The organism is Streptomyces sp. NBC_01003 (assembly GCF_045162695.1).
GTDB lineage: Bacteria > Actinomycetota > Actinomycetes > Streptomycetales > Streptomycetaceae > Streptomyces.
In genome coordinates, this window is the sequence record NZ_CP108707.1 from 3,761,062 (window position 1) to 3,786,375 (window position 25,314).

23 protein-coding genes and 1 riboswitch are annotated in these 25,314 nt (G+C 70.6%); of the genes, 8 read left to right on the top strand and 15 right to left on the bottom strand.

The window, feature by feature from the left end:
- Positions 1-12: 12 nt before the first annotated feature.
- From OG698_RS17060 to OG698_RS17075, 4 genes are all read right to left on the bottom strand, one after another.
- Positions 13-1,011 (bottom strand): ABC transporter permease, encoded by a 999-nt coding sequence (locus OG698_RS17060; protein WP_406103836.1) that lies wholly within the window; start codon positions 1,009-1,011, stop codon positions 13-15.
- A 432-nt stretch (positions 1,012-1,443) separates the two neighbouring features.
- Positions 1,444-2,250, bottom strand: coding sequence for an enhanced serine sensitivity protein SseB C-terminal domain-containing protein (locus tag OG698_RS17065; protein WP_406103838.1), 807 nt, complete (start codon positions 2,248-2,250; stop codon positions 1,444-1,446).
- 168 nt (positions 2,251-2,418) lie between these two features.
- Positions 2,419-3,186, bottom strand: a complete 768-nt coding sequence (locus OG698_RS17070) for an enhanced serine sensitivity protein SseB (RefSeq protein WP_406103840.1) — start codon at positions 3,184-3,186, stop codon at positions 2,419-2,421.
- Between the two features lie 106 nt (positions 3,187-3,292).
- A complete protein-coding gene (locus OG698_RS17075; protein ID WP_406111111.1) occupies positions 3,293-3,910 on the bottom strand; it encodes an AAA family ATPase in 618 nt (205 codons plus the stop codon).
- 198 nt (positions 3,911-4,108) lie between these two features.
- Positions 4,109-4,212, top strand: a riboswitch (glycine riboswitch).
- Positions 4,213-4,371: 159 nt separating this feature from the next.
- On the opposite strand from OG698_RS17075, the gene gcvT reads away from it, so the two are divergent.
- The 4 genes from gcvT (at position 4,372) to OG698_RS17095 (ending at position 8,782) form a co-directional block, all read left to right on the top strand.
- A complete protein-coding gene (gcvT, locus tag OG698_RS17080) occupies positions 4,372-5,511 on the top strand; it encodes a glycine cleavage system aminomethyltransferase GcvT (RefSeq protein WP_406103841.1) in 1,140 nt (379 codons plus the stop codon).
- Between the two features lie 92 nt (positions 5,512-5,603).
- Positions 5,604-5,987 carry a glycine cleavage system protein GcvH gene (gene gcvH, locus OG698_RS17085; RefSeq protein WP_100598297.1) on the top strand — a complete coding sequence of 128 codons (384 nt, stop codon included), beginning with the start codon at positions 5,604-5,606 and terminating at the stop codon, positions 5,985-5,987.
- 13 nt (positions 5,988-6,000) lie between these two features.
- Positions 6,001-7,260 (top strand): serine hydroxymethyltransferase, encoded by a 1,260-nt coding sequence (gene glyA, locus OG698_RS17090; protein ID WP_399971889.1) that lies wholly within the window; start codon positions 6,001-6,003, stop codon positions 7,258-7,260.
- Between the two features lie 151 nt (positions 7,261-7,411).
- A complete protein-coding gene (locus tag OG698_RS17095; RefSeq protein WP_326774008.1) occupies positions 7,412-8,782 on the top strand; it encodes an L-serine ammonia-lyase in 1,371 nt (456 codons plus the stop codon).
- A 29-nt stretch (positions 8,783-8,811) separates the two neighbouring features.
- Here OG698_RS17095 and OG698_RS17100 read toward each other — a convergent pair whose 3' ends face one another.
- Positions 8,812-9,801, bottom strand: a complete 990-nt coding sequence (locus OG698_RS17100; RefSeq protein ID WP_406103843.1) for an Ig-like domain-containing protein — start codon at positions 9,799-9,801, stop codon at positions 8,812-8,814.
- Between the two features lie 246 nt (positions 9,802-10,047).
- On the opposite strand from OG698_RS17100, the gene OG698_RS17105 reads away from it, so the two are divergent.
- Positions 10,048-10,599 carry a glycoside hydrolase family 25 protein gene (locus OG698_RS17105; protein ID WP_406103845.1) on the top strand — a complete coding sequence of 184 codons (552 nt, stop codon included), beginning with the start codon at positions 10,048-10,050 and terminating at the stop codon, positions 10,597-10,599.
- Between the two features lie 22 nt (positions 10,600-10,621).
- Here OG698_RS17105 and OG698_RS17110 read toward each other — a convergent pair whose 3' ends face one another.
- Positions 10,622-11,281: an NADPH-dependent F420 reductase gene (locus OG698_RS17110; protein WP_406111113.1), complete on the bottom strand. Its 660-nt coding sequence runs from the start codon at positions 11,279-11,281 to the stop codon at positions 10,622-10,624.
- 115 nt (positions 11,282-11,396) lie between these two features.
- On the bottom strand, positions 11,397-12,089 hold the full coding sequence (locus OG698_RS17115) for a FadR/GntR family transcriptional regulator (protein WP_406111115.1): 693 nt from the start codon (positions 12,087-12,089) through the stop codon (positions 11,397-11,399).
- Positions 12,090-12,371: 282 nt separating this feature from the next.
- On the opposite strand from OG698_RS17115, the gene leuA reads away from it, so the two are divergent.
- Positions 12,372-14,096 (top strand): 2-isopropylmalate synthase, encoded by a 1,725-nt coding sequence (gene leuA / locus OG698_RS17120; protein ID WP_406103846.1) that lies wholly within the window; start codon positions 12,372-12,374, stop codon positions 14,094-14,096.
- A 251-nt stretch (positions 14,097-14,347) separates the two neighbouring features.
- Here leuA and OG698_RS17125 read toward each other — a convergent pair whose 3' ends face one another.
- Together OG698_RS17125 and OG698_RS17130 are read right to left on the bottom strand one after the other, a co-directional pair.
- Positions 14,348-14,563 (bottom strand): EF-hand domain-containing protein, encoded by a 216-nt coding sequence (locus OG698_RS17125; protein ID WP_405478473.1) that lies wholly within the window; start codon positions 14,561-14,563, stop codon positions 14,348-14,350.
- Between the two features lie 41 nt (positions 14,564-14,604).
- Positions 14,605-15,522, bottom strand: coding sequence for a MerR family transcriptional regulator (locus OG698_RS17130; RefSeq protein WP_406103848.1), 918 nt, complete (start codon positions 15,520-15,522; stop codon positions 14,605-14,607).
- 58 nt (positions 15,523-15,580) lie between these two features.
- Between OG698_RS17130 and OG698_RS17135 the strand changes: the two genes are divergently transcribed.
- On the top strand, positions 15,581-16,231 hold the full coding sequence (locus OG698_RS17135) for a GNAT family N-acetyltransferase (protein ID WP_406103850.1): 651 nt from the start codon (positions 15,581-15,583) through the stop codon (positions 16,229-16,231).
- Here the strand turns inward: OG698_RS17135 and OG698_RS17140 are convergent.
- The 6 genes from OG698_RS17140 to OG698_RS17165 all read right to left on the bottom strand — a co-directional run bounded on the left by OG698_RS17140 (position 16,228) and on the right by OG698_RS17165 (position 22,841).
- Positions 16,228-17,421 (bottom strand): hypothetical protein, encoded by a 1,194-nt coding sequence (locus tag OG698_RS17140; protein WP_406103851.1) that lies wholly within the window; start codon positions 17,419-17,421, stop codon positions 16,228-16,230. The two genes, OG698_RS17135 and OG698_RS17140, sit on opposite strands and share 4 nt — an antisense overlap.
- Entirely contained in the window at positions 17,418-18,194 is a 777-nt protein-coding gene (locus OG698_RS17145) for a polysaccharide deacetylase family protein (RefSeq protein WP_406103853.1), read from the bottom strand. The genes OG698_RS17140 and OG698_RS17145 overlap by 4 nt, the downstream gene beginning before the upstream one ends.
- A gap of 318 nt (positions 18,195-18,512) precedes the next feature.
- The gene (locus tag OG698_RS17150; RefSeq protein WP_406103854.1) at positions 18,513-19,016 is read right to left on the bottom strand and encodes an ATP-binding protein; all 504 of its coding nucleotides are present in this window, start codon (positions 19,014-19,016) and stop codon (positions 18,513-18,515) included.
- 329 nt (positions 19,017-19,345) lie between these two features.
- Positions 19,346-20,113: an enoyl-CoA hydratase-related protein gene (locus OG698_RS17155; protein ID WP_326774016.1), complete on the bottom strand. Its 768-nt coding sequence runs from the start codon at positions 20,111-20,113 to the stop codon at positions 19,346-19,348.
- 119 nt (positions 20,114-20,232) lie between these two features.
- Positions 20,233-21,435, bottom strand: coding sequence for an Ig-like domain-containing protein (locus OG698_RS17160; RefSeq protein ID WP_399971871.1), 1,203 nt, complete (start codon positions 21,433-21,435; stop codon positions 20,233-20,235).
- 212 nt (positions 21,436-21,647) lie between these two features.
- A complete protein-coding gene (locus OG698_RS17165) occupies positions 21,648-22,841 on the bottom strand; it encodes an Ig-like domain-containing protein (protein ID WP_406103855.1) in 1,194 nt (397 codons plus the stop codon).
- Between the two features lie 174 nt (positions 22,842-23,015).
- Here OG698_RS17165 and glgX point away from each other — a divergent pair, with 174 nt between their 5' ends.
- Positions 23,016-25,313 carry a glycogen debranching protein GlgX gene (gene glgX, locus OG698_RS17170; protein WP_406103856.1) on the top strand — a complete coding sequence of 766 codons (2,298 nt, stop codon included), beginning with the start codon at positions 23,016-23,018 and terminating at the stop codon, positions 25,311-25,313.
- Position 25,314: the final 1 nt, after the last annotated feature.

A 25,314-nucleotide genomic window follows, 5' to 3' on the forward strand; every position in this document is an offset into this window, starting at 1 on the left:
ATGCGGCCTGAGTCAGCGGCTGCGCGGGTCGAGGGCGTCGCGGAGACCGTCACCGAGCAGGTTGAACGCGAGCACGGTGACGAAGATGGCGAGGCCCGGAACGATCATGTATTGCGGATCGACCTGGAAGTAGTCGACGGCCTGGTTGAGCATGCCGCCCCAGGAGGCCTGCGGCGGCTGGATGCCCACGCCCAGGAAGCTGAGCGACGCCTCGAAGATGATGTTCGTCGGGATCAGCAGCGTCGAGTAGACGATGATCGGGCCGACCAGGTTGGGCATCAGTTCCCGGAACAGGATGTACGGGCCGCGTGCCCCCATCCCGCGGGACGCGTCCACGAATTCCCGCTCGCGCAGCGCCAGCGTCTGGCCGCGCACGATCCGGCCCAGATACGGCCAGTTGAAGAATCCGATCACGAAGATCAGCACGCAGATGTGCAGCGGAAGCCCGTTCAGGCCGAACGCGCCGCCCTGCAGGGTCGCGGAGATGGAGATCGCGAACAGCAGCAGCGGGAACGCCAGGAACGTGTCCATCATGCGGCTGATGATCGAGTCGACCCGGCCGCCGTAGTACCCGGCGACGACACCGAGGACCGCCCCGATCACGTTCGACAGGACGGTCGCGCCGAAGGCGACGACGAGCGAGACCCACGAGCCTTCGAGGATGCGCGCGAGGATGTCGCGGCCGAACTTCGGTTCCACACCGAGGGGATGGTCACCGCCCATACCGCCCATTCCGCCCTTGGGGAGCGAGGTGGTGGGGTCGATGAGGTCCTGGTGAAACGTGTTCGGGTCGAGGCCGAAGAGGTGCTGCAGGGGGCGCGCGCAGGCGGCGATGAGGATGAGCAGGATGACGATGACGCCGCCGGCGACGGCGACCTTGTCCCTCTTGAAGCGGTTCCAGGCGATACGCCCGAGGGAACGCCCCTCGATCTGCTGCCCCTTGGTGCCGGCGAGCACAGCCTCGGGCTGCACCTCGGCCTGGGCCCCAGTGGTCTCGATCGGTGCGGTCACGGTGTGGTTGACCCCTCTCGGCCGACTGTGGCCGGCCCACGCCCGCCGCTGTAGCGGCTTGATCCTGTTTCACACGCTGGACAGTCCGGGACATGGCCCCGTAGTCGACCGTTCAGCTCGTACACAGAGTCGAAACCCCGTGTCTGCAGGGAGTCTTCAATGCGCCTGTGATCAGCCGCCAGCCCTCACCGAGAAAGGTTGCGCAACCGTGATGAGGCGGCAGGCGTGCATTATGCGGACGCGGGAACCGGCTGAGCGGACAATTCACTCCGGCCCGGCAGAGCTCCATCGGGTCCGGAATGCGACATGGTGACCGATGTGGTGAGAATGCCCGGGCGGTGCGCCAACTCCCCCTAAAACGGGGCGGAATGGGGCCAGGTCAACCCGGAGGTTTCCGGCGGCAGTTGGAGCGAGGGCCCGCGGCGAACGGTTTCAGTACGTCCCGTGCGGCGGCGGGTACCCGTACCCCGCGACGGGGGCGGGCGCGGGGGCGGCCGGGGCCGCGTGCGCCTCGCGGTCGTAGAACGGGCGGGCGTTGGCGCGCAGCCACATGGCGACGGGGTCGTGCTCGTCGGACATCGCGACCGTGGAGACGGGCAGTCCGTCGGGCACGGCGACGACCGACTGCTGCATCATCGCGCGCACCGCGTCCACGGACACCGGCGACGTGTCGTACACATCGAGGCCGATCGCCAGATAGGGCGCGCCGAGCGTCGGCTGGACCCAGGCGCGGCGCAGCGAGCGGATCGCGGTGGTGCGGTGCGCGTTCTGCGTGAGCAGGGCGTAGAACTGCGGGATCTCGATGGCGGGGTCGCTCAGGCGCAGCGGCCCGGCGGGCTGGCGGTCGAGGCCGCCCGCGATGCGGCGCAGGTCGAGCCACGGGATGCCGACGCCTCCGCCGGGCGCGTGCGGGTTGAGCCAGAGGCCGTAGTGGTCGGGGTAGAGCGTGCGGGCCGCGTCGACCCCGCCGACGACCTCGTACGCGCGGCTCCAGCCGGAGGCGGACAGCTCCTGAGCGGAGGTGACGCAGGGGGCGTACGAGGAGCCGTCGACCTCCATGTTCCCGTACTGCGCGTCGGGGGAACCGGCCTGGCCGTGCCAGAGCAGCATCCACACCTGACCGGCGCCCGGGTCCGCGAGCGCGTTGAGCAGCGCCTCGTAGGCGTCGTAACGCCCCGGCGTCACCTGGCGCAGCATGTGCTCGACCTGACCGGCCGCGGCCGTGCCCGACGCACTCACCCGTAACCGCCCCTTCGTGACGTACCCGACGATTTCGACCCGCTCCCCGCGGCGGGACCGCCCAGACAGGTCATGAAACCAGCTTAAGCGGCGATCCTGGCACCGACTTGACGTACGCGCGGTCGAGCACTTTCCCGTCTTTCCCGAACGGGGACCGGCGCCGGGCTTTCAGTGACCCTGCGTGTAGAACGGCCGCAGCGTGGCACGCATCCAGTCACCGACCGGGTCCTGGGTGATGTCGAGCAGGACGAGGTTCACCGGCCAGGGCGCGGGAGCCCGGCCGAGGGCGCGGCCCAGGGCGTCCATGGGCAGGTTGCGCGCGGGGCCCTCCCACTGCGACAGCTCGACGCCGACGAAGAGGAGAGGGTCGCCGCCCTCGACGCTGGCGAGGCAGCGGCGGGCGGTCAGGACGACGCCGGACGCCTCGAACTCCTCGCGCACGGCGGCCAGGAAGTCGACCGGGTCGTCCTGCCAGTCGGGCTCGTAGAGGCTGACCCGGCCGCCCGTGGCGGGCCCGTCCAGCGGCGTACGGCCGGACTTGCACAGCTCGGCGACGGCGGGCGGGGGCAGCGGGACGCCGACGGCGCCGTCCGGATTCACCGCGATGCCGACCTGCGGGGGCAGCCCGCGCGCGAACTCGACGGCCGGCGCGACCGTGCAGCCCATCCGGTCGCCGACGACCGCGAGGAACTGCTCCTCGGAGCTGAAGACGGGCACATATGCCTGGCCCTCGATCTCCAGCGTCGGCAGGTCGAGGGTCGGGCTGCCGGGTCCGCCGCCCTGGGGCAGCGGTATCCACACCGGGCTGCGCCCGAGGACCTCGACGATCCGGCCGCCCGCCGAGTCGACCCCGAGGGAGGCGGCGAGCACCTCCTCGAGCTCGTTGGCCGGCCACCCGCCGTACGGATGTGCGTGAGCCTGCGCCGGAATGTCCATGTGCCTACCACCCGCTCTGGAACCGCTCTGTCTGCGGCCGAACCCTAGCGCGTACGGGTGACAGAGCACCCTCCGCGTCCGTACGCGCACAGAGGGTCACGGCCGGTCAACTCCCCTCGAACCCGATCCCGTTCAGCACATCCGTCGCGTCCCGGTCGAGCAGCACCGCGGACGCGCAGCCCCACGGCAGGTCACCGCGCTCGGCGGACTCCACCAGGCCCGCGACCGCGCGGCGGTGCCGGGCGAACGCGTAGCGCGAGACCCCGCGGCCGCGGTCCCGCTGGCCCGCGAGCGCCGTGTCCGCGTCGACGTCGAGCAGCATCAGATGCAGGTCCGCGCCGCGCCGCCCGGCCTCCTTGGCCAGCCAGCGCCGCACCCAGCGTTGCGTGCCGCAGTCGTGCAGGACGACGCTGCCTCCCGAGCGCAGGGCCCGCCGCAGCCCGGCGAAGTGCGCCAGCCGCACGAGCGGGCGGTACACGGCGTACGGGAGCAGCCGCGGCAGCCGGGCCGCCCAGCGGTCACGCGTGTCCTGCGAGTCGATGCGCACGGCTCCCCCGGCACCGACCACGCGGCGCATCAGCGTGGACTTGCCGCTGCCCGGGAGCCCCGAGACCACGATCAGGTCACCCCGCGCGAAGCCCAGGCGCCTCGGCGTGCGGCCGCCTCTGCCGCGCAGATCCCTGACGACCGGACCGCGCCCTGTCACCGCCCCGGGGCGCGGCACAGCACGCTGCCCGGCCCCTGCCGCCGCGTACGCACCCGCCACTGCCTTGTGCACCGTGATCGTCCTCCCCGTTCCGGTCACGTCACCCTTGCCCGTCAAGTGTAAAGAGACGGTAATGCCCTACAAGTGGTTTCCCCGTACGGTCGGCATGCAATGATGTGCGCGCCAAGAGGCACGACCAACTGCATACCGGCCGCTTGAATCCGCGCGGGAGAGCTCCCCGGACGCCTACGCGTCCCCGGGGGCGCCGAAGGAGCAAGTTCCTCCCTTGAATCTCTCAGGCCCCGTACCGCGCGGGCGAGGCATATCTGAAAAGCGGGCGGCCCTCGGCCGCTCCACCCAAGGTGCAAGCCGCGACCACCTGTACGTGTGGCGCCGGCGAACCTCTCAGGTTCCGATGACAGATGGGGAGGAAGACCATCGCCCTCGTCTGTCATGCCTGGGATCCTGGAGCACCACTCATGAACAACGTCCCCCGTAAGACCGCCCTCGACGCCCTGCACCGCTCGCTGGGCGCGACGATGACCGACTTCGCGGGCTGGGACATGCCCCTGCGGTACGGCAGCGAGCGCGACGAGCACATCGCGGTCCGCACCAAGGCGGGCCTCTTCGACCTCTCGCACATGGGCGAGATCACCGTCACCGGGCCGCAGGCCGTCGATCTCCTCGACTACGCCCTCGTCGGCAACATGTCCACGATCGGCCCCGGCCGCGCCCGCTACACCATGATCTGCCAGGAGGACGGCGGGATCGTCGACGACCTGATCGTCTACCGCCTGGGCGAGCAGGAGGACGGTCTTCCTCACTACATGGTCGTCGCCAACGCCGGCAACGCGCAGATCGTCCTCGACGCGATCACAGGGCGCGCCGCCGGCTTCGACGCCGAGGTCCGCGACGACCGCGACGCCTACGCGCTGATCGCCGTCCAGGGTCCCGAGTCCCCCGGCATCCTGAAGTCCCTCACGGACGCCGACCTGGACGGCCTCAAGTACTACGCGGGCCTGCCCGGCACCGTCGCCGGCGTCCCGGCCCTCATCGCCCGCACCGGCTACACCGGCGAGGACGGCTTCGAGCTGTTCGTCGCCCCGGAGCACGCCGAGAAGCTGTGGCAGGCGCTGACCGACGCGGGCGCGCCGGTCGGGCTCGTCCCCGCCGGCCTCTCCTGCCGCGACACGCTGCGCCTGGAGGCCGGCATGCCGCTGTACGGGCACGAGCTGACGACGGCGCTGACCCCCTTCGACGCCGGTCTCGGCCGCGTCGTGAAGTTCGAGAAGACGGGCAACGAGGGCCGCTTCGTGGGCCGCGAGGCGCTCGAGGCCGCCGCCGAGCGCGCCGAGACCGCGCCGCCGCGCAAGCTCGTCGGCCTGATCGCCGAGGGCCGCCGGGTGCCGCGCGCCGGGATGTCCGTGGTCGCCGCCGGCCAGGTGATCGGCGAGGTCACCTCCGGGGCCCCCTCCCCCACGCTCGGCAAGCCGATCGCCATCGCCTACGTGGACGCGGCGCACGCCGCCCCCGGCACCGAGGGCGTGGGCGTGGACATCCGCGGCGCCCACGAGCCGTACGAGGTCGTGGCGCTGCCGTTCTACAAGCGCCAGAAGTAGTCCGACCAGTCCTCACGGGGGCCGCCGGAAGTAACCCAGCGCACACCCCTCTCGTTCCGCAGCACCCACCCGCGTACAGGAGAATTCAGATCATGAGCAACCCCCAGCAGCTGCGCTACAGCAAGGAGCACGAGTGGCTGTCGGGCGCCGAGGACGGCGTCTCGACGGTCGGCATCACCGAGTTCGCGGCCAACGCGCTCGGCGATGTCGTCTACGCCCAGCTCCCCGAGGTCGGTGACACGGTGACCGCGGGCGAGACCTGCGGCGAGCTCGAGTCGACCAAGTCCGTCAGCGACCTGTACTCCCCGGTCACCGGCGAGGTCGTCGAGGCGAACCAGGACGTCGTGGACGACCCGTCGCTGGTGAACTCCGCCCCGTTCGAGGGCGGCTGGCTGTTCAAGGTCCGCACCTCGGAAGAGCCGAAGGACCTGCTCTCCGCGGACGAGTACGACGCGTTCTCCGGCTCCGGCAACTAGGGACACCACGACCATGTCGCTCATGAACACCCCGCTGCACGAGCTCGACCCGGACGTCGCCGCCGCGGTCGACGCCGAGTTGCTCCGCCAGCAGTCCACCCTCGAGATGATCGCGTCGGAGAACTTCGCTCCGGTCGCCGTCATGGAGGCCCAGGGCTCGGTCCTGACCAACAAGTACGCCGAGGGCTACCCCGGCCGGCGCTACTACGGCGGCTGCGAGCACGTCGACGTCACCGAGCAGATCGCCATCGACCGGGTCAAGGACCTCTTCGGTGCCGAGTACGCCAACGTCCAGCCCCACTCCGGCGCCTCCGCCAACCAGGCCGCCCTCTTCGCGCTCGCCAAGCCCGGCGACACGATCCTCGGCCTGGACCTCGCCCACGGCGGCCACCTCACCCACGGCATGCGCCTGAACTTCTCCGGCAAGCAGTTCGACGTGGTCGCCTACCACGTCGACGAGGCCGGTCTCGTGGACATGGCCGAGGTCGAGCGCCTCGCCAAGGAGCACCGCCCCAAGGTGATCATCGCTGGCTGGTCCGCCTACCCGCGCCAGCTCGACTTCGCCGCGTTCCGCCGCATCGCGGACGAGACCGGCGCCTACCTGTGGGTCGACATGGCCCACTTCGCCGGACTCGTCGCGGCCGGGCTGCACCCCAACCCGGTCGAGTACGCGGACGTGGTCACCTCCACCACGCACAAGACGCTCGGCGGGCCGCGCGGCGGGATCATCCTCGCGAAGAAGGACTTCGCGAAGAAGCTGAACTCGTCCGTCTTCCCCGGCTTCCAGGGCGGCCCCCTGGAGCACGTGATCGCCGCCAAGGCCGTCTCCTTCAAGGTCGCCGCGAGCGAGGACTTCAAGGAGCGCCAGCAGCGCACCATCGAGGGCGCCCAGATCCTCGCCGCCCGTCTGACCTCGGACGACGCCCGCGCCACCGGCGTGAACGTGCTGTCCGGCGGCACCGACGTGCACCTGGTCCTGGTCGACCTGCGCGAGTCCGAGCTGGACGGCCAGCAGGCCGAGGACCGGCTCCACGAGGTCGGCATCACGGTCAACCGCAACGCCGTCCCGAACGACCCGCGTCCCCCGATGGTCACCTCGGGCCTGCGGATCGGCACCCCGGCCCTGGCCACCCGCGGCTTCCAGGCCGAGGACTTCACCGAGGTCGCCGACATCATCGCCGAAGCGCTGAAGCCGGAATACGACGCGGCGTCCCTCAAGGCCCGCGTCACCGCTCTCGCCGACAAGTACCCCCTGTACCCCGGCCTGAAGTAGTTTCGTACGCATTTGTACGTATGAAATTTCGGGGCACCGCGCACACTGGACAGTGAGAGCGGTGCCCCGTCCCATGCACCGCCCTCCGTATCGCCTTGCGCACCACCCGGCGGACAACGGCGTCCGCCGAAACCCCACCTAGGAGTTCCCCGTGGCCATCTCGGTCTTCGACCTGTTCTCGATCGGCATCGGCCCGTCCAGCTCCCACACGGTCGGCCCCATGCGGGCGGCCCGCATGTTCGCGCGCCGCCTGAAGAACGAGGGCCTGCTCGCCCACACCGCCGCGATACGCGCCGAGCTCTACGGCTCCCTCGGCGCCACCGGACACGGCCACGGCACCCCCAAGGCGGTCCTGCTCGGCCTGGAGGGCGACTCCCCCCGCACCGTCGACGTGGAGAAGGCCGACGACCGCGTCGAGGCGATCAAGGCTTCCGGGAAGCTCAGCCTGCTCGGCGTCCACGAGATCCCGTTCAGCTTCGACGACGACCTGGTCCTGCACCGCCGCAAGGCACTCCCGTACCACGCCAACGGCATGACGATCTTCGCCTACGACCACGAGGGCGCCCTCGTCCTGGAGAAGACGTACTACTCGGTGGGCGGCGGCTTCGTCGTCGACGAAGATGCCGTGGCCGGCGAGAACCCGATCGTGCCCGACGACACGGTCCTCAAGTACCCCTTCCGCACCGGCGACGAGCTGCTCCGCCTCGCCGAGGAGACCGGCCTGTCCATCTCCGCGCTGATGCTGGAGAACGAGAAGGCCTGGCGCACCGAGGACGAGATCCGCTCCGGACTCCTCGACATCTGGCGCGTCATGCAGGCCTGCGTCTCGCGCGGCATGTCCCGCGAGGGCATCCTGCCCGGCGGCCTCAAGGTCCGCCGCCGCGCCGCGAACTCGGCCCGCCAGCTGCGCGCCGAAGGCGACCCGATGGCCCGCGCCATGGAGTGGATCACCCTCTACGCGATGGCCGTCAACGAGGAGAACGCCGCGGGCGGCCGCGTCGTGACCGCGCCCACCAACGGCGCCGCGGGCATCATCCCCGCGGTTCTGCACTACTACATCAACTTCGTGCCCGGCGCGGACGAGGAGGGCGTCGTCCGCTTCATGCTCTCCGCGGGCGCCATCGGCATGCTCTTCAAGGAGAACGCCTCCATCTCCGGCGCCGAGGTCGGCTGCCAGGGCGAGGTCGGCTCCGCCTGCTCGATGGCCGCGGGCGCCCTCGCCGAGGTCCTCGGCGGCACCCCCGAGCAGGTCGAGAACGCCGCCGAGATCGGCATGGAGCACAACCTCGGCCTGACCTGCGACCCCGTCGGCGGCCTCGTCCAGATCCCCTGCATCGAGCGCAACGGCATGGCCGCCGTGAAGGCCGTCACCGCGGCCCGCATGGCCATGCGCGGCGACGGCAGCCACAAGGTCTCCCTCGACAAGGTCATCAAGACCATGAAGGAGACCGGCGCCGACATGTCCGTCAAGTACAAGGAGACGGCGCGGGGCGGCCTCGCCGTCAACATCATCGAGTGCTGACGATCAGCAGGGGCTGAGGGCGGCGGCGGTCACAGGGTCGCCGTCGTGCCCTCCCCCGCCCCGCTTCCCGCGAGCCACTGGTCCCAGCTCAGGTTGAACGCCGCGTAGCCGTTGTCGGCCGGAGCCTTGGCGCGCGGCGAGCCCGTGATCGTGACGGGGTCGCCCTGCTTGACCTGGCCGTAGAACCACTTGGCGTCGGACAGCGACAGGTGGACGCAGCCGTGCGAGCCACGGGCCGAGCCGCTGCCCGGGTTCGGGTCACCGGTCGAGTAGTGGACGTACGTGCCGGACTGGGTGAGGTGGACGTCCCAGGGCAGCGTCAGGTCGTAGTAGTTGGCGCTGCCCTTGTCGCAGCTGATGCCGACGCTGCAGGAGGTCATGTGGACCTTCTCCTGCTTGTCGATGACGGCCATCGTGCCGTTCCACGTCGGGTACTCGGCGCTGCCCGCGTTGATCGACAGCGTCCGCACGGCCTGGCCGTTCTTGGTGACCTTCATGGTGTGACCGGTGACGGAGACGTCGGCCCGGACGTCGTCGCCGACCGTGAAGGAGTGCGTGTAACCGTGCACGCCGTAGCGGCCGTTGCCGTTGCTGACGCCCTTCATGTCGGCGTCGACCTTCACCTTGGTACCGGAGGGCCAGTACGTCTTGGGGCGCCAGTCGGCGCGCTTGTCGCCGAACCAGTGCCAGGCGCCGGCCACCGGCTGCGACGTGCTGACCTTCATGTGCTTCTCGACGGAGGCGCGCGCCTTGGCGGCCACGGGGTTGGTGAAGACCACCGAAATCGGCATCGCCACACCGACCTTGGCGTCGCTCAGCGGAGTGATCGTCTCCAGGAGCATCGGCGGACCCTTGGGCTTCGCCGGCGAGGGCGAGGAGCTCTTGCCCGGCTTCTCCTCCGCCTTCCCGTCGTTCCCGCCCGATGCCTTGCCGCCACTGCCGCCGCCGCAGGCGCTCGCGCCCACCAGCACCGCGACCGTCACGAGCGCGATCCCTATTCCGTCCTTGCGCCGTCCCACGACCTGCCCCACTCTCCGATTCACCCCGTGCCCCCCAACGGGCCCAACTCACTGTCAGACAGCGACAGGGCTCCGGCAGTTGCACGGACCCATGTAAAGCGTGTTCCAAGACTGCGGCCACCGAAACGTCCTGGCAGCGCGCCTCACCGCACAGGCGGATCAACGTGGGGAAAGGGGTGCCCCGACGGGATCGGATCGGGGACGATGGTTTTTCGACCTCGTCGCCCCACCGACCAGGAGGCCAGCATGCTACGCGGCATCGACGTCAGCTCGTACCAGTCCACGTTCGACACGGAAGGCCTGTCGTTCGTCTTCATCAAAGCCACGGAGGGGCGCTCGTACGTCAATCCACGGCTCACCGCCCAGACGAAGCTGGCCCGTGACGGCGGCTGCGTCGTCGGCTTCTACCACTTCCTGTGGCCGGGCAACCTCACGGCGCAGGCCGAGTACTTCGTCGGCAAGGCCCCCGAAAAGGCGGGCGACGTGCTGGCCGTGGACTGGGAGACGACCGGGGACGGCACCCGCGCGAGCAACTCGGAGAAGGACCGCTTCATCCGCGAGGTGAAGCGCCTGCGCCCCCATCACCGGGTGGTGCTCTACACGAACCGCGATTTCTGGCTGAATGTGGATACGACGTCCTACGCCGGTGACGGGCTCTGGATCGCCGACTACACGACGGCCGGCAAGCCGCGTATCAAGGCGGCCTGGAAGTTTCATCAGTACACGGACCGACCGCTCGACAAGGACGTCGCGAATTTCACCAGCAAGGGCGCGCTGCGGGACTGGGCCACCCCATGACGTGCCCCCCGCACCCGGCGACTCAGGCGCGCCACTCCGCCGTGCGTTCCGGGGACGCCTCGGCCAGGGCCTTGCGGACGGTGTTCGTGTCCGCCGCGAGGCCGTAGACGGGGGTGCCGGGCTGCTGGCGCCAGGACTCGTCGAGGCTGCCCGTGTCCACGGAGTCGAAGCCGATCCCGTCGAGCAGGCCGCGTACGACCGACTTGGCCGCCTCGTCGTCGCCGGCGACGGGCAGGGCGATGCGCCCGGGGTCGCCCTTGGGGCGCGGCTTGTCGAGGAGTTCGTGGGCGTAGGTGCCGTTGAAGACCTTGACCACGGGGTGGCCGATCTGGAGCTCGGTCCAGCGGCTCTCGGGCATGCCCTCCTCGATGGCGGCGATGCGGCCGTCGCGCTGCTGCGGGTAGTAGTTGCCGGTGTCGATGACGGTGACGCCTTCCGGCGCGTCGTCGAGGAGGTCGTCGGGCAGGCCGGGGACGGCCTTCATGGGGACGGTCACCACGACGACGTCGGCGCCGCGAGCGGCCTCGGCGACGGTCACGGGTGTGGCACCGGTCTCCTCGGCGAGGTCGCGCAGGGTCTCGGGGCCTCGCGAGTTGGCCACGGACACGTCGTGGCCGGCCGCGGTGAAACGGCGGGTGAGGTTGCCGCCGATGTTGCCGGCGCCGATGATGCCGATCTTCATGTCGAGCCCTTCCCGAGGAGCGTGCGGTACGCGCATGGTCACGTACCTCCTGGTCGGCCAGGCTATGCGCGAGTGCCGTACGAACAGGTCCGCACACGCCCTACCCGCACACCCCCTAGTCCGTGCGCGCCAGCTTCCCCCGCATCACGGCCAGTTCCTCCCGCGCCTCGCGTTCCGCGGCGTCCTCGTCGCCCGACGCGACGGCGTCCACGAGCGCGGTGTGCGCCGCGTCGCCGTGACCGGCCTCGGCGGCGCGGACGTCGACGAGGTCGAGCAGATCGATGAGGCCCTGGCGCAGGGCGGGCGCGAACTCGGCGAAGAGGTCGGTGAGTACGGGGTTGTGGGCGGCGGCCACGACCGCCGCGTGGAGCGCGATGTCGGCGTCCACGAACGCGGCACCGCCCTCCTCCGCCGTCGCTCTGCGCGCGTCGAGGGCGGCGCGCATCGCCGTGACGTCCTCGGGGGTGCGGCGGCGTGCGGCGAGGCGTGCGGCCTGGACCTCCATCAGGACGCGGACCTCGTAGACGTCGGCGACGGCCGCGGCGCGCAGCCGCGCGGGCCACTCGTCGACGGGCCGGTCGGCGGTCACGAAGACACCGGCTCCCTGCCGGGCCCGGACGAGTCCGGCGCCGGCGAGGGCGCGCAGGGCCTCGCGGACGGTGGAGCGGCCGACGCCGAGTTCCTTGGCGAGGGTCGTCTCGCCGGGCAGCTTGGTGCCGACCGGCCAGTGCCCCGACGCGATCTGCTCGCGCAGCCGCTCGGCGGCCTGTTCGACCAGAGGGCTGGGACGGAGCGCGCCGAGCGCCACGGGAATCACCTGCTCTTCTTGAACACCGCTGTCGAACACGGCTGCTCGTCCTGTCGTCCTGAACAGCGCGTGAACGCGGAGACTTTATCCCCCGGCCGACCGGACCTTTCCTTTCCCCAAACAACTTGTCTGAGGACCTGAGCTGTGACTAGCCTACTGCTCGTGATCTTCCGCGGTCTCCTTCTTCTCGGCTGCCGCGGCGGGGCCTGACGCGACCGGCACCCCGCCGCGGGATGCCGTGCTGCCGGTCGTCGTCCGACCGAGCCGAAGGACACGTCACCCATGACCACCGCCCACGACTGGAACCCGCAGCAGCCGGGCCCCATGCCGCACCACCGCTACCGCCCGCACCACGACCGCGTCGACGTCCCCGTGCGGGAGCGGAGCTGGCCGGGGGCCCGGATCGAGCGGGCGCCCCTGTGGGTCCCCGTCGACCTGCGCGACGGCAACCAGGCGCTCGCCGAGCCGATGGACACCGGCCGCAAGCGCCGCTTCTTCGACCTGCTCGTGCGCACCGGGTTCAAGGAGATCGAGGTCGGCTACCCGTCGGCGAGCCGCACCGACTTCGACTTCGTACGCCACCTGGTGACGTCGGGGGCGGTCCCCGACGACGTCACGCCCGTCGTCTTCACGCCCGCGCGGCGCGATCTGATCGAGCGCACCTTCGCGTCGATCGAGGGCCTGCCGCGCGCGGTCGTCCATCTATACATCCCGACCTCCCGCGTCTGGCGCGACGTCGTGCTCGGCCGCGACCGCGCGCAGGTGTGGGAGACCGTGCGGGACGCCGCGGCACACATGGCACGCCTCGCGGACGCCCGGCCCGGCACGCGCATCCGCTTCCAGTTCGCCCCGGAGACCTTCAACGTCACCGAGCCGGACTTCGTCCTGGAGATCTGCGACGGCCTGACCGAGCTGTGGGACGCGAGCCCCGACCGGCCGGTCACGCACAATCTCCCGGCGACGGTCGAGATCGCGACACCGAACGTGTACGCCGACCAGATCGAGTACATGCACAAGAACCTGTCCCGCCGCGACTCGGTGATCCTGTCCGTGCATCCGCACAACGACCGCGGCACGGCCGTCGCCTGTGCCGAACTCGCGGTCCTCGCGGGCGCCCAGCGCGTCGAGGGCTGCCTCTTCGGCAACGGCGAGCGCACGGGCAACGTCGACCTGGTCACCCTGGCCATGAACCTGTACGCACAGGGCGTCGACCCGATGGTCGACTTCTCCGACATCGACGCCGTACGGGAGGTGGTCGAGCACTGCAACCGGCTGCCCGTGCACCCCCGCCACCCCTACGGCGGCGACCTCGTCTACACGGCTTTCTCCGGGACGCACCAGGACGCGATCAGCAAGGGCCTCGCGCATCACGCGGCGGCGGCAGCGGCGGCCGGGGTCCCGGCGCAGGAGGCCCGCTGGGACGTGCCGTACCTGCCGATCGACCCGGCGGACGTGGGCCGCAGCTACGAGGCCGTGATCCGCGTCAACTCGCAGTCGGGCAAGGGCGGGATGGCGTTTCTGCTCGCCACGCACCACGGCGTCGACCTGCCGGCGCGGATGCGGCCCGACTTCGCGCGGGTGGTCCAGGAGGCCACGGACGACAGCGGGCACGAGGCGACCCCGAAGGACCTGTACGAACTGTTCCGCTCGACGTACCTGGAGCCGGGGCGCGGCGCCGGCCACGTGTCCCTGACGGCGTGGTCGACGGACGGCGAGGGGCAGGCGCACCGGTTCGTGTGCACCCTCCAAGTGGGCGACCGCACGGGCGACTTCGAGGGGCGGGGCGGCGGGACCCTGTCCGCGTTCGTGGACGCGCTCGCCGCGGCCGGGGTCGGCGTCGACATCGTCGACTTCACCGAGGACGCGCACGGCGAGGAGGCGACGGCGTACGCGCAGTGCCGGGTCGACGGCGTGACGGCGTGGGGCGCGGGCCGTGACCCCTCGCCGCTGGTGGCGTCGGTCCAGGCGGTCCTGGCGGCGGTGAACCGGGCGGTGGCGGCGCGGTAGCGGACCGTGCCGTCGCGGTGTTCGGCGCCGGCGAGGCCGCGTTCCACGAGGAGGCCGAGGGCGCGGACGATGTCGTCCGGCGCGGCCCCCGGGCCGGTCAGGGCGGCCGGGTCGCTGTCCGGCCGGTCCACCAGAAGCCGGTAGACGGCGTCCTCCTCGGGGCCGAGTCCGAGGAGGGTGAGCAGCGAAGCGTCCGCGAGTCCCGGCACCTCGGGCGCCGGGACTCGCGGACGTGGCTGGGGTCTCAGCGCTCAGGCCTTGTTCAGGTTCGCCCAGAACTCGTCGAACGAGAGGACCTTGTCCCCGTTGGCGTCCTGCCGGGCGATGAGCGCCTCGGCGACCGACTCGGTGACGTTGAAGTCGCCCATCTGAGCCATCGCGCTCTTGTACTCGGCCGCCGTGATGAAGCCGTCGCCGTCCACGTCGAACCGCTGGAACGCCTTGCGTGCTTCCTCGATGTCCGCCACCGGGTCCACCCCTTCTTGCTGTAACACTGACGGAGGTCAGATTAACCGGCTGTACGAGCGCGCAGTGCGGCGACCACCCACGCGAACTCCTCGTTGTGCCGGGGCAGCGTCTCCAGGCCCCGCACCAGGGACACCAGGTCACGGAAGCGGGCCACGTCGTTGTTGGCCGCGGCCTCCATGCGCTCCAGTACGGCGGCCAGGTCGGCGCCGGCGCCGAGCAGCCCCCGCAGCACCTCCTCCGCCTCGGGCGACTCGGGCGCGACGCCGCGCTCCCGTGCCTCCCCGGCGAGCTGCACCAGGCGGCTCATGAACCACAGCGAACTGCCCGGCGGTACGTCGGGCCCCCGGTCGGCGGCGTTGAACTCGATCATGCTGCGCATGTGCGCCCGGAAGTCCGGGTCCTGCATCAGCTCGGCCAGCTCCACCCACGCGTCGACCTGCTCGGTCGTCGGGTCGTCCGGCAGGTCGGGGACCATGACCCGCATCCGGGTGCGGATGTCCGGGTCGGCGGCGTCCAGGCCGCCGAAGGTCTGCTCCATGAAGTCGTCGATGATGTGCTTGCGCTCGGCGGCGCTCAGCCGTGCCAGCTTGTTCATCAGGGCCATCTCCTCTGCGCTCGAGTTCCTCTTCGCGACGGTCGACAGGACGGCCCGGTTCAGCCGCAGCGAGCGGATCTGCGCGTCCAGCGCCGCCACGTGCGCGGCGGCCACGGACGCGATGTCCGCCTCCCCGTCCACCACCCGCCGTACGTCGTCCAGGCCGAGGCCCAACTCCCTTAGAGTGCGAATGAGTTCGAGCCGGGCGAGGGACTGCGCGTCGTACAGGCGGTAGCCGCCCTGGCTGCGTCCGACGGGCGGCAGGGCGCCCACGTCGGACCAGTAGCGGATGGTGCGCACCGACAGGCCGGTGCGCCGGGACAGCTGCCCGATGGTGAGCAGCCGCGGGCCGTCGTCGATCATGTTGAGGAGTCTGGGCCTTCCAGTGGGTGGAGACTCAAGAGAGCCGAGGGGGAACGTCATGCCGGGCACTGTGCGGGACATTCTGGATGCCGCGGCGCGAGGGGCCTTCCCCCCGCCGGACGGGGGCACGACGGTGGTGCCGCAGGCGGATCACCGGGACGCGGGGGTGCTGTCCTTCACCGCCCACTCGGTGGTGTTCACGGACGAAGACCCGCAGTGGGTGCACGAGACGCTGCGCGGCCTGGACTGCGATCCGCTGGCGGCGACGATGAATCCGCGGTTTCTCGGCGCGCTCATGGAGCGGACGGGGCGCCGTCATGACACGACGGACCTGCTCACCGTGGCCCCGGCGCTGCCGGGCGAGCCGCCGGTGGCCCTGAAGGAGATCGCGGACCCGGACCATCCGCGGGTGGTGCGGGCGCGGGCGCGCCGCGACGACGTGCGGATGTGGGCGGCGGACGGAGGGGTGCTCGTCCTGGGGCGCGGCGTCGCGGGCCGCTGGGAGACGGCGATCGAGGTCGACGAGGAGGCGCGCCACCGGGGCCTCGGCCGCCTCCTCGCGGTGGCCGCCCGGCATCTGGTCCCGGACGGCGGGCCGGTGTGGTCCCAGCAGTCACCCGGGAACGCCCGCAGTGTGCGGGCGTTCCAGGCGGCCGGTTACCGTCCCGTCGGCGCGGAGGCGCTGTTCATCGCGCCCGGCCGCCGCTAGCGGAAGATGCCGGTGTGGCCGAGGGAGTACCGGCCGGGCTGCGGGTACACGGCCAGGCCGTGCGGGCCGTCACCGACGGGGATGCGGGCGATCTGCTTCCCCGTACGCGTGTCGATGGCATACACCTCGGAGTCGTAACGGCCGGAAAGCCACAGGATCTTGCCGTCGGAGGAGACGCCGCCCATGTCGGGGCTGCCACCGTCGGGCAGCGTCCACTTCTTGGTCAGCTTGTTCTTCGCGAAGTCGAAGACGGAGATGGTGCCCTCGCCGCGGTTGGAGATGTACATCTCGCGGGAGTCACGGCTGACGTAGAGGCCGTGGGCGCCCTTGCCGGTGGGCAGGAGCTTGGGGGTGGTGAACTTCTTGCCGTCCAGGACCCACATGCCGTTGGCCACCATGTCGGCGATGTAGAACGTCTTGCCGTCCGGGGAGATCTTGACGTCCTGCGGCATCGCGCCCTTGAAGGGCAGCCGCTCCTGGCGGACGACCTTCATCTTCGCGGTGTCGACCTTGAGGAGTTCGCCGCTGAACTCGCAGGAGACGATGAAGTAGCGGCCGTCGGCCGAGAAGTCGGCGTGGTTGACGCCGTAGCAGCTGACGGGCACGGTCTTGAGCGCCTTCATGGTGTGCGCGTCGCGGAAGACCAGCTCACGGTCGAGCGAGGCCATCACGATGGAGTACTTGCCGTCGGGCGTGAAGTAGAGGTTGTACGGGTCGTGCACGTCCACCGCCTTGCCGGCCCTGCCGGTCATCGGGTCGATGGGCGTGAGCGTGTTGCCCTTGTCGTTGTTGACCCAGAGCGTCTTCATGTCCCAGGACGGCACGACGTGCTGCGGCTGGCTGCCGACGTTGATCGTCTCGATGACCTTGTACGTCTCGGGGTCGATGACGGAGACGGTGTCGGACTCGGTGTTGGGCACGTAGATCCGGGACGGGAAGTCCTTGACGACCGGCGACAGCTTGTCGGGGCGGTCGGCGGCGTAGATGTCCTTGGGGTCGAGGACGGGCGGCATGCCGGGCAGGCCCTGCGCGACCGGCTTCGGCTTCGGCCTGACGGCCTTGACGCCGTGCGTGCCGAGCGCCTCGGTGGCCCGGTGCTCCTTGGCGTCGGTGCCGCAGCCCGCGAGGGCCGCGAGGACCGTGGCGGCGGCGATCAGTACGGCGGTGGTGCGGGTGCGGCGGGGTGTCATGTCAGCAGCTCCGTGGTGGTCACCGCGGCCAGACCGCGGCGGTCGAGGTCTTCCAGGAGGGCGGGGAGCGCAGCGACCGTGTCCACGTAACCGAAGTGCAGGCTCACGACCGAGCCTTCGCGGATCTCCGAGCTGACCTTCCGGGTCACCTCGGCGGCGCCCGGCGAGGTGTAGTCGAGGGAGTCGACGTCGTACGACAGGACGTGCGGGTAGCCGGCCGTGCGGGCCAGGCTCTCGACGAGCGGGGTCGCCCGCTGGGTGCGCGAGGGCCGGAACCAGGTGCCGATGGAGCCGGTGAGGCGGCGGATGCGGTCGGCGCAGCCGGTGATCTCCGCGCGTGCCTCGGCCTCGGACATCGTGTTGATGCCGCGGTGGTTCAGCGTGTGGTTGCCCAGGTCATGGCCGCCGTCGAGGATGCGCCGGGCCACGGCGGGGTGCTCGTCGAGCCAGGTGCCGACGGCCAGGACGGTCACCCTGGCGTGGGCCCGCTCGGCCTCCTTGAGGAGCGCGTACGCGATGGCCGGGTCGCCCTGGCCGTGGAAGGTGAGGGCGACGCGGGGGCGGTCGCGGGGGCCGTGGTCGATCTGGGCGGGCTGCCCGGGGAAGCGGCGGGGGGCCGGGGCCTGCGGGGCGGCGCGGGCGGGGTGGGCCGGGCTCGCGGAGTGCCCGGCGGCCACCTGGTCGCGGGCGGTGGTGGAGCAGCCGGTGGTGAAGGCGGCGGCGGTGAGTCCGGCGCCGAAGCGGAGGGCTCCGCGGCGGTCGGTCGTGGTCACCGCCCTATTTAAGGCCAATAGGGGACAAGTGGGACTTACCGACCCGAGGGTCTTAATGAATACTGGATGGCGTCGTTAATAAATCTTCATTTGCCAGGCTCGTGGCCCAGGTCACCGAGGATTCATTTGGCCTCATGAGCCGGGGTCTGCCATAGTCGGGAACACGACCCCCATTGACCCGGGCTCGGTCGTCGACAGAGGCCGTGGATCACACCCCAACCATCCACGGCGCTCCACGAAAGCCCCCGCGGCGCCCCACAAGGCGAAAACGGGGGCTTTCGCGTACCCCCGACGCCCCCGCCGCCCCGGCACCCCCACTCAGCGGTCGGTGACCCGCATCTCGAACCAGGTGGTCTTTCCGCGCGGCAGCAGATCCACGCCCCAGCGGTCGGAGAGCTTGTCGACCAGACAGAGTCCGCGCCCGCTGATGTCGAGCTCATGGACGGGCATCAGACAGGGGAGCCCGCGCGAGGGATCACGCACCTCGACCCTGATCCAGCCGCGCCTGCGGACCATCCGTAACCCGAAGATCCTGGCCCCCGTGTGCCGCACCGCGTTGCCGACGAGCTCGGAGACGAGCAGCACGACGTCCTCGGTCATCTTCGGGGAGAGTCCCCAGTGCCTCAGGACGACCACCTGGGCGAGCCTGCGCGCGGTCGCCGCCGACTCGGGCCGCGACGGCAGCGGCACCTCCGCCTCGGCCGGATTCCCGAACAACTCCAGTGCTTTCAGAGCCCGTTCGTCCTCGACCGCAGGCGACCAGCGCGCCGCGGTCGCACTCCCGTGCCTCCGCGGCTGTTCGATACCCTCCAGCCCCGCCATGCCCCCCATCATGGCTGCCCAGAGCGGGTTCCGGGGCCGTTCCTGCCGAATAAGCCCCCCGGAACCTTCCATTCCGGGGGGCTGGTTTGGCATATGACACTGGCAAATAGACCCTTGCCGCACACCTGCTGAGCTGCGACGATCGCGCGATTCGGCCCGATCAACGACCTCGGCGGCCCGAACGCCCTTAAGGTTCTCTTAAGGCTGCGATAAACCGCTCCAACGAGGGACAGCGGTGAGACACCCCGTCAACTGCAAGTGGATCAGGGGAAGTTGGTACAGGTGTCTGCGCGCGGTCCGCGTGCCGGCGGACCGGCGAACGGGGCCGCCTAGAGGAACTTGGCCTTGCCCGGGCCCTCTTCGACGAAGCTCCGCATCCCGCGCTCGCGGTCCTCGGTGGCGAACAGGCCCGCGAACCAGTTCCGCTCGACCGCGAGACCGGTGTCGATGTCCGTCTCCAGGCCCACGTCGATGGACTCCTTCGCGGCGCGCAGCGCGAGCGCCGGACCCTGCGCCAGCTTCGCGGCCCAGGCGTGCGCCTGCTCGTAGACCTCGGCGGCGGGCACGACGCGGTCCACCAGGCCGATGGCGAGGGCCTCTTCGGCCTTCACATGGCGGCCGGTGAAGATGAGATCCTTCGCCTTGGAGGGGCCGACCAGGCGCGCGAGGCGCTGCGTGCCGCCCGCGCCGGGGATCAGGCCGAGCAGGATCTCGGGCTGGCCGAGCTTCGCGTTGTCCGCGGCGATGCGGAAGTCGGCGCACAGCGCGAGTTCGCAGCCGCCGCCGAGCGCGTAGCCGGTGACCGCGGCGACGACCGGCTTGGGGATGCGCGCGACGGCCGTGAACGAGTCCTGCAGGGCGCGGGAGCGCACGATCATGGCCGCGTGGTCCATGGCCTGCATCTCTTTGATGTCCGCACCCGCGGCGAACGCCTTGTCGCTGCCGCGGACGACCACGGCGCGCACGTCGTCGCGGCGCGAGGCCTCCTCGGCGAGCTCCTTGATGCGGTCCTGGGTGGCGATGTCCAGAGCGTTCATCGGCGGCCGGTCGAGCCGGATCGTGCCGACGCCTTCGGCGACTTCGAGGTAGGCAGTCATGGACAGCAGGTTAGTGCGCGTTAACGGGAGAGGCCCGGTGCACTTGGTCACAGTGCGCCGGGCCTCTTCACGCAGAGACAGAAAACGTAGAGACAAAAGCAGTCAGGGACGGAAGGGCGTCAGGCCTTCCACTTGTCCCAGGACATGTTCCAGCCGTTGAAGCCGTTGTCCGGGGCCACCGTCCGGTCCTGCGAGTTCTTCACCTCGACGACGTCACCGATCATCGAGCTGTTGAAGAACCAGGCCGCCGGCACCTTGCTGTCGTAGCCGCCGCGCACGTCGCGCAGGCCCACACAGCCGTGGCTGGCGTTGTAGTTGCCGAAGGCGCCGCCGCCCCAGTAGTTGCCGTGGATGAACGTCCCGGACGTCGTCAGGCGCATGGCGTGCGGCACGTCCTTGATGTCGTACTCGCCGCCGTAGCCCACCGTTTCGCCGTTCATACGGGTCACCGTGAGCTTCTCGCTGATGACCATCTGGCCGTTCCACGTGGAGTAGCCCGGCTTGCCCGTGGTGACCGGGACCTTCTTGATGGTCTTGCCGTCGCGCTTCACGGTCATCATGTGCGTCTTGGCGTCGACCGTGGAGACCTGGCTGCGGCCGACCGTGAACTTCACGGTCTTGACCTGCTTGCCGTAGACGCCCGGCCGGCCCTCGACGCCGTCGAGGTTGAGTTTGACGGTCACCTCGGTGCCCGCGGCCCAGTACTTCTCGGGGCGGAAGTCGAGGCGGTCGTTGCCGAACCAGTGGCCCTCGACGGGCACGGACGGCTCCGTCTTGATCTCGATGGCCTTCTCCACGTCCTCCGGGTGCGTGATGCCCCGCGTGAAGTGGACCGAGAACGGCATGCCGACGCCGACCTTCGAACCGTCCTCCGGCGTGAACTGGCCGATGAACGTGTTCTTCGGGACCAGCGTCGTGAACGCCACGTCCTTCGCGGACGCGCGGCCCTCGGAGTCCTTGGCGACCGCGTGGACCTTGTACTTGGTGGAGGCGGCCAGGTGATGCGCGGGCGTCCAGCTGGCGCCGCCGTCCACGATCTTGCCCTCGACCGGGTTGCCCTTGGTGTCGGCGACCTTCACCTCGGTCAACTTGCCCTTGTCGGCGGTGATCCGGAGGTCTCCGCTGGTGGCCACGCCGTCCGCGCCGTCCTTCGGGGCGATGGCGACGACGGCCTGGGACGGCTTGTTGGTGTCCGCCTTGCCCGAGTCGCCGCCCTTGCCGTCACTCCCCGAACCGGAGCCGCCGCCCCCTCCGCCGCAAGCCGTGGCCAGCAGCAGAGCGGCCCCCAGCAGAGCCCCCGATATCGGTCGTCGCCCGTTCACGATCTTGTCTCCCCTCGCGCAAGGCCGGTCAGGCCCCCACCCCAGCGCGTCCTAGCGCGCACTGCGACAGATAACCACACGACCTGCAGTTATGGATCCCCAGCTATGTCACCGTTCAGTCCCAACTGGCCCGGCTTTGACGGAGCGTGGGGCGGGGCGTGGGGTGAGGCGTGGGGCAGGGCGCGGGGCCTGACCGGCCGGCCGCGTGGGGCTCAGTGTGCGGCCGTGCCCGCCGTCCAGTTCTTCCAGGTCATGTTCCAGCCACTGAGGCCGTTGTCGGGAGCGACCACCTTGTCCTTGCTGTTGACCACCTCGATGACGTCGCCGACGAGGCTGTGGTCGAAGAACCACCCCGCGGGCGAATCCGAGCTGCCGCCCCTCTCATCGGCCAGCCCGATGCAGCCGTGGCTGATGTTGCGGTTGCCGAAGGCGTCCGATGTCCAGTAGTTGCCGTGCAGGAACGTTCCGGATGACGTGAGCCGGATGGCGTGCGGCACGTCGGGGACGTTGTACTCGCCGCCGAACCCGACGGTGCGGCTGTCCATCCGGGTCATCTCGAGCATCTCGCTGATGACCATCTTCCCGTTGTACGTGGGAGTCTTGGCCGCCCCGGCGGTGATGGGGATGGTCTCGGCGGGTTCGCCTTCGCGGCGCACCTCCATGGTGTCCTCGTCCGCGTCCACCAGGCTGACCTGGCTGCGACCGATGGTGAAGGCCATCTTCTTGTGCTGCACGCCGTACACACCGGGGGCCGACTGCACGTCGCGCAGCCCCAGGTCGACGGTGACCTCCGTGCCCGGCTTCCAGTAGTCGCGCGGCCGGAAGTCGAGGCGGGACTTGCCGAACCAGTGCGGGGCGACCTCCACGGCGGGCTTCGTCGTGATGTGGATGGCGCGTTCGACGGCGGCCCGGTTCTGGATGTCCCTGTTGAACTCGAGCGAAACGATCATGCCGGTGCCGACGGTGGACCGGTCCTCCGGCGTGACGTAGCCGACGAACCGCTTGGCGGGGACGGACGTCATGAAGGTGGTGTGGCGGGCGGTGCGGTGACCGTCCTCGTCGCGCGCGACCACGTCCACGGTGTACTTGGCGGCGAGGGAGAGCCGCCGTTCGCCGGTCGGCCGCCATCGCGTGCCGTGTTCGTCGATCCGGCCCTGGACCGGGACCTCCTCTCCGTCCTGGAGCTTCACGACCTTGACCGATTGCAGGCGCCCGTCCGGCACCTTCACCTCGATCGGCCGGTCGGCCGGTACGTTCTTGGTCCCGTTGGCCGGGACGACCTCGATCGCATCTTCGGGGGACCGCGACTTGCCGAGCAGATCTTCCGCGGCGGTGCATCCGGTGACTCCGGTCAGCACCACAGCCCAGGTCAGTACGGCGGCCAGCGTGGCCCCTGCGTTTCTCACAGCTGTTCTCACACCCGATCAACGACCGTCACCCCGCCGGGGAAACGTGAGTGCGACCCAAGCTCTGGGCAGAACACTGGGGAGGACGACGCGACGGGGAGCCGCGGCCGGGACGCCGCACGCCCTTCCCCTGCCGATGGCGCCGGCCCGACCGAGCCGCGGGAGGCATGACAGGTGGCGAGCGCACCCGAGCAGGAGGCACCACAGGATGCCCTGGTGGAACGGCCCGCGGGGCTTCCGCAGGCGCGCTCCGCACCCGGAAGGAAGGGCCGCCGCACGAGAGAGCGGCCGCCGCCCGTCGAACCGGTCTGGCCGGGCGCCCCGACCCCGCTGGGCGCGCGCTTCCGGGTCGGGCCCGACGGCACGGCGGGCACCAACTTCGCGCTCTGGGCGGGCGGTGCGGAGTCGGTCGACCTCTGTCTCTTCGACGAGGCGGGCCGCGAGCGGCGCGCCCCGCTGACCGAGCTGACGCACGAGATCTGGCACGGCTTCGTACCGGACGTGCTGCCGGGGCAGCGGTACGGGTTCCGGGTGCACGGCCGCTGGGACCCGTGGACCGGCGCCCGCTGGAACCCGGCGAAGCTGCTCCTCGACCCGTACGCGCGCGCCGTGGACGGCGACTTCGGGCTGCCGCCGGAGGTCTACGGCCATGTGCGCGACTGGCCCGAGCAGCATGTGGCCGACACCGTTCGCGACGACCGGGACTCGGCGCCGTACGTCCCCAAGGGGGTGGTCGTCCACGACGACGCGCCCGACGACGAGTGGGCGGACGACCGCCGTCCGAAGACGCCGTGGGCGGACTCGGTGATCTACGAGTTGCATGTGAAGGGGTTCACCGCGCTGCATCCGGGGATCCCGGAGGAGCTGCGGGGGACGTACGCGGGGCTGGCGCATCCCGCGGCGGTGGAGCACCTGGTGAAGCTGGGGGTGACGGCGGTCGAGCTGCTTCCCGTGCACCAGTTCGCCCACGAGGACCACCTGCTGCGACGGGGGCTGCGCAACTACTGGGGCTACAACTCGATCGGCTACTTCGCCCCGCACGCGGCGTACGCGGCGTCCGGGACGGGCGGGCAGCAGGTCGGCGAGTTCAAGCGGATGGTGCGGGCGCTGCACGAGGCCGGTATCGAGGTCATCCTCGACGTGGTCTACAACCACACGGCGGAGGCAGGCGAGCTCGGCCCGACGCTGTCCCTGAAGGGCATCGACAACCGCGGCTACTACCGCCTCCAGGGCGACGCGCGCCGGTACGCGGACTACACGGGCTGCGGCAACACCCTGCACGTCGTGCAGCCGCACGTGCTGCGTCTGCTCACCGACTCCCTGCGCTACTGGGTGACGGAGATGGGTGTGGACGGCTTCCGCTTCGACCTGGCGGCGGCGCTCGCCCGCTCGATGCACGACGTGGACATGCTGTCGCCGTTCCTCGCGGTGATCGCGCAGGACCCGGTCCTGCGGCGGGTGAAGCTGATCGCGGAGCCGTGGGACGTGGGCTCGGGCGGCTACCAGGTCGGCGCCTTCCCGCCCCTGTGGACGGAGTGGAACGACCGCTACCGCAATGCCGTACGGGACTTCTGGCGCGGTGCCCTGCCCGATGTGCGTGACCTGGGCTACCGGCTGTCCGGGTCGAGCGACCTGTACGCGTGGGGCGGACGGCGCCCGTACGCGTCGGTCAACTTCGTCACCGCCCACGACGGGTTCACGCTGCGCGACCTGGTCTCGTACGGCCGCAAGCACAACGAGGCCAACGGCGAGGGCAATCGCGACGGCACCGATGACAACCGTGCCTGGAACTGCGGCGCGGAGGGTGAGACATCGGACGAGGACGTACTCGCCCTGCGCAGGCGGCAGTTGAGGAATCTGCTGACGACGCTGCTGCTGTCCACCGGGGTGCCGATGCTCGTCGCCGGTGATGAGCTGGGGCGCACGCAGCGCGGCAACAACAACGCGTACTGCCAGGACAACGAGATCAGCTGGGTGGACTGGTCGCTCCTCGAGGAGCCGGGCTGGCGGGCCCTGTTCGACCTCACCTCGCGGCTCATCGCGCTGCGGCACGCGCATCCGGTGCTGCGGCGGCGCGCGTTCTTCTCCGGGCGCGCGCACTCGGCGGACGGGCTGCGGGACCTCGCGTGGTTCACGGCCCGCGGCACGGAGATGACGGAGCGGGACTGGTACGCGCCGGCGGCGACGCTCGGGATGTACCTCTCCGGGCGCGACATCCCGGGCCGCGACGCGCTGGGCGCACCCGTGACGGACGACAGTTTCCTCGCGGTCCTGCACGCCGGGGACCGCCCGGCGAGCTATGTCCTGCCCGGCGGGCCGTGGGCGCGTACGTACGAGGTCGTGGTGGACACGTCGCTGGAGGGGCAGGAGGACGCGCCGGCGGTGACGCACGCGGCGGGGGCCGTGATCACCGTGCCGGGGCGGACGGTGCTGCTGCTGCGGGTGCTCCCCTCGGACAACGGGGAGGTGTAGA

What these genes read in the sequence shown, in the direction of transcription:
- OG698_RS17130 (WP_406103848.1), bottom strand. Translation starts at nt 15,522, where the DNA reads ATGATCGACGACGGCCCGCGGCTGCTCACCATCGGGCAGCTGTCCCGG.
- OG698_RS17140 (WP_406103851.1), bottom strand. Translation starts at nt 17,421, where the DNA reads ATGACACCCCGCCGCACCCGCACCACCGCCGTACTGATCGCCGCCGCC.
- glyA (WP_399971889.1), top strand. Translation starts at nt 6,001, where the DNA reads ATGTCGCTCATGAACACCCCGCTGCACGAGCTCGACCCGGACGTCGCC.
- OG698_RS17150 (WP_406103854.1), bottom strand. Translation starts at nt 19,016, where the DNA reads ATGGCGGGGCTGGAGGGTATCGAACAGCCGCGGAGGCACGGGAGTGCG.
- OG698_RS17135 (WP_406103850.1), top strand. Translation starts at nt 15,581, where the DNA reads ATGCCGGGCACTGTGCGGGACATTCTGGATGCCGCGGCGCGAGGGGCC.
- gcvT (WP_406103841.1), top strand. Translation starts at nt 4,372, where the DNA reads ATGAACAACGTCCCCCGTAAGACCGCCCTCGACGCCCTGCACCGCTCG.
- OG698_RS17110 (WP_406111113.1), bottom strand. Translation starts at nt 11,281, where the DNA reads ATGAAGATCGGCATCATCGGCGCCGGCAACATCGGCGGCAACCTCACC.
- OG698_RS17070 (WP_406103840.1), bottom strand. Translation starts at nt 3,186, where the DNA reads ATGGACATTCCGGCGCAGGCTCACGCACATCCGTACGGCGGGTGGCCG.
- leuA (WP_406103846.1), top strand. Translation starts at nt 12,372, where the DNA reads ATGACCACCGCCCACGACTGGAACCCGCAGCAGCCGGGCCCCATGCCG.
- OG698_RS17155 (WP_326774016.1), bottom strand. Translation starts at nt 20,113, where the DNA reads ATGACTGCCTACCTCGAAGTCGCCGAAGGCGTCGGCACGATCCGGCTC.
- gcvH (WP_100598297.1), top strand. Translation starts at nt 5,604, where the DNA reads ATGAGCAACCCCCAGCAGCTGCGCTACAGCAAGGAGCACGAGTGGCTG.
- OG698_RS17105 (WP_406103845.1), top strand. Translation starts at nt 10,048, where the DNA reads ATGCTACGCGGCATCGACGTCAGCTCGTACCAGTCCACGTTCGACACG.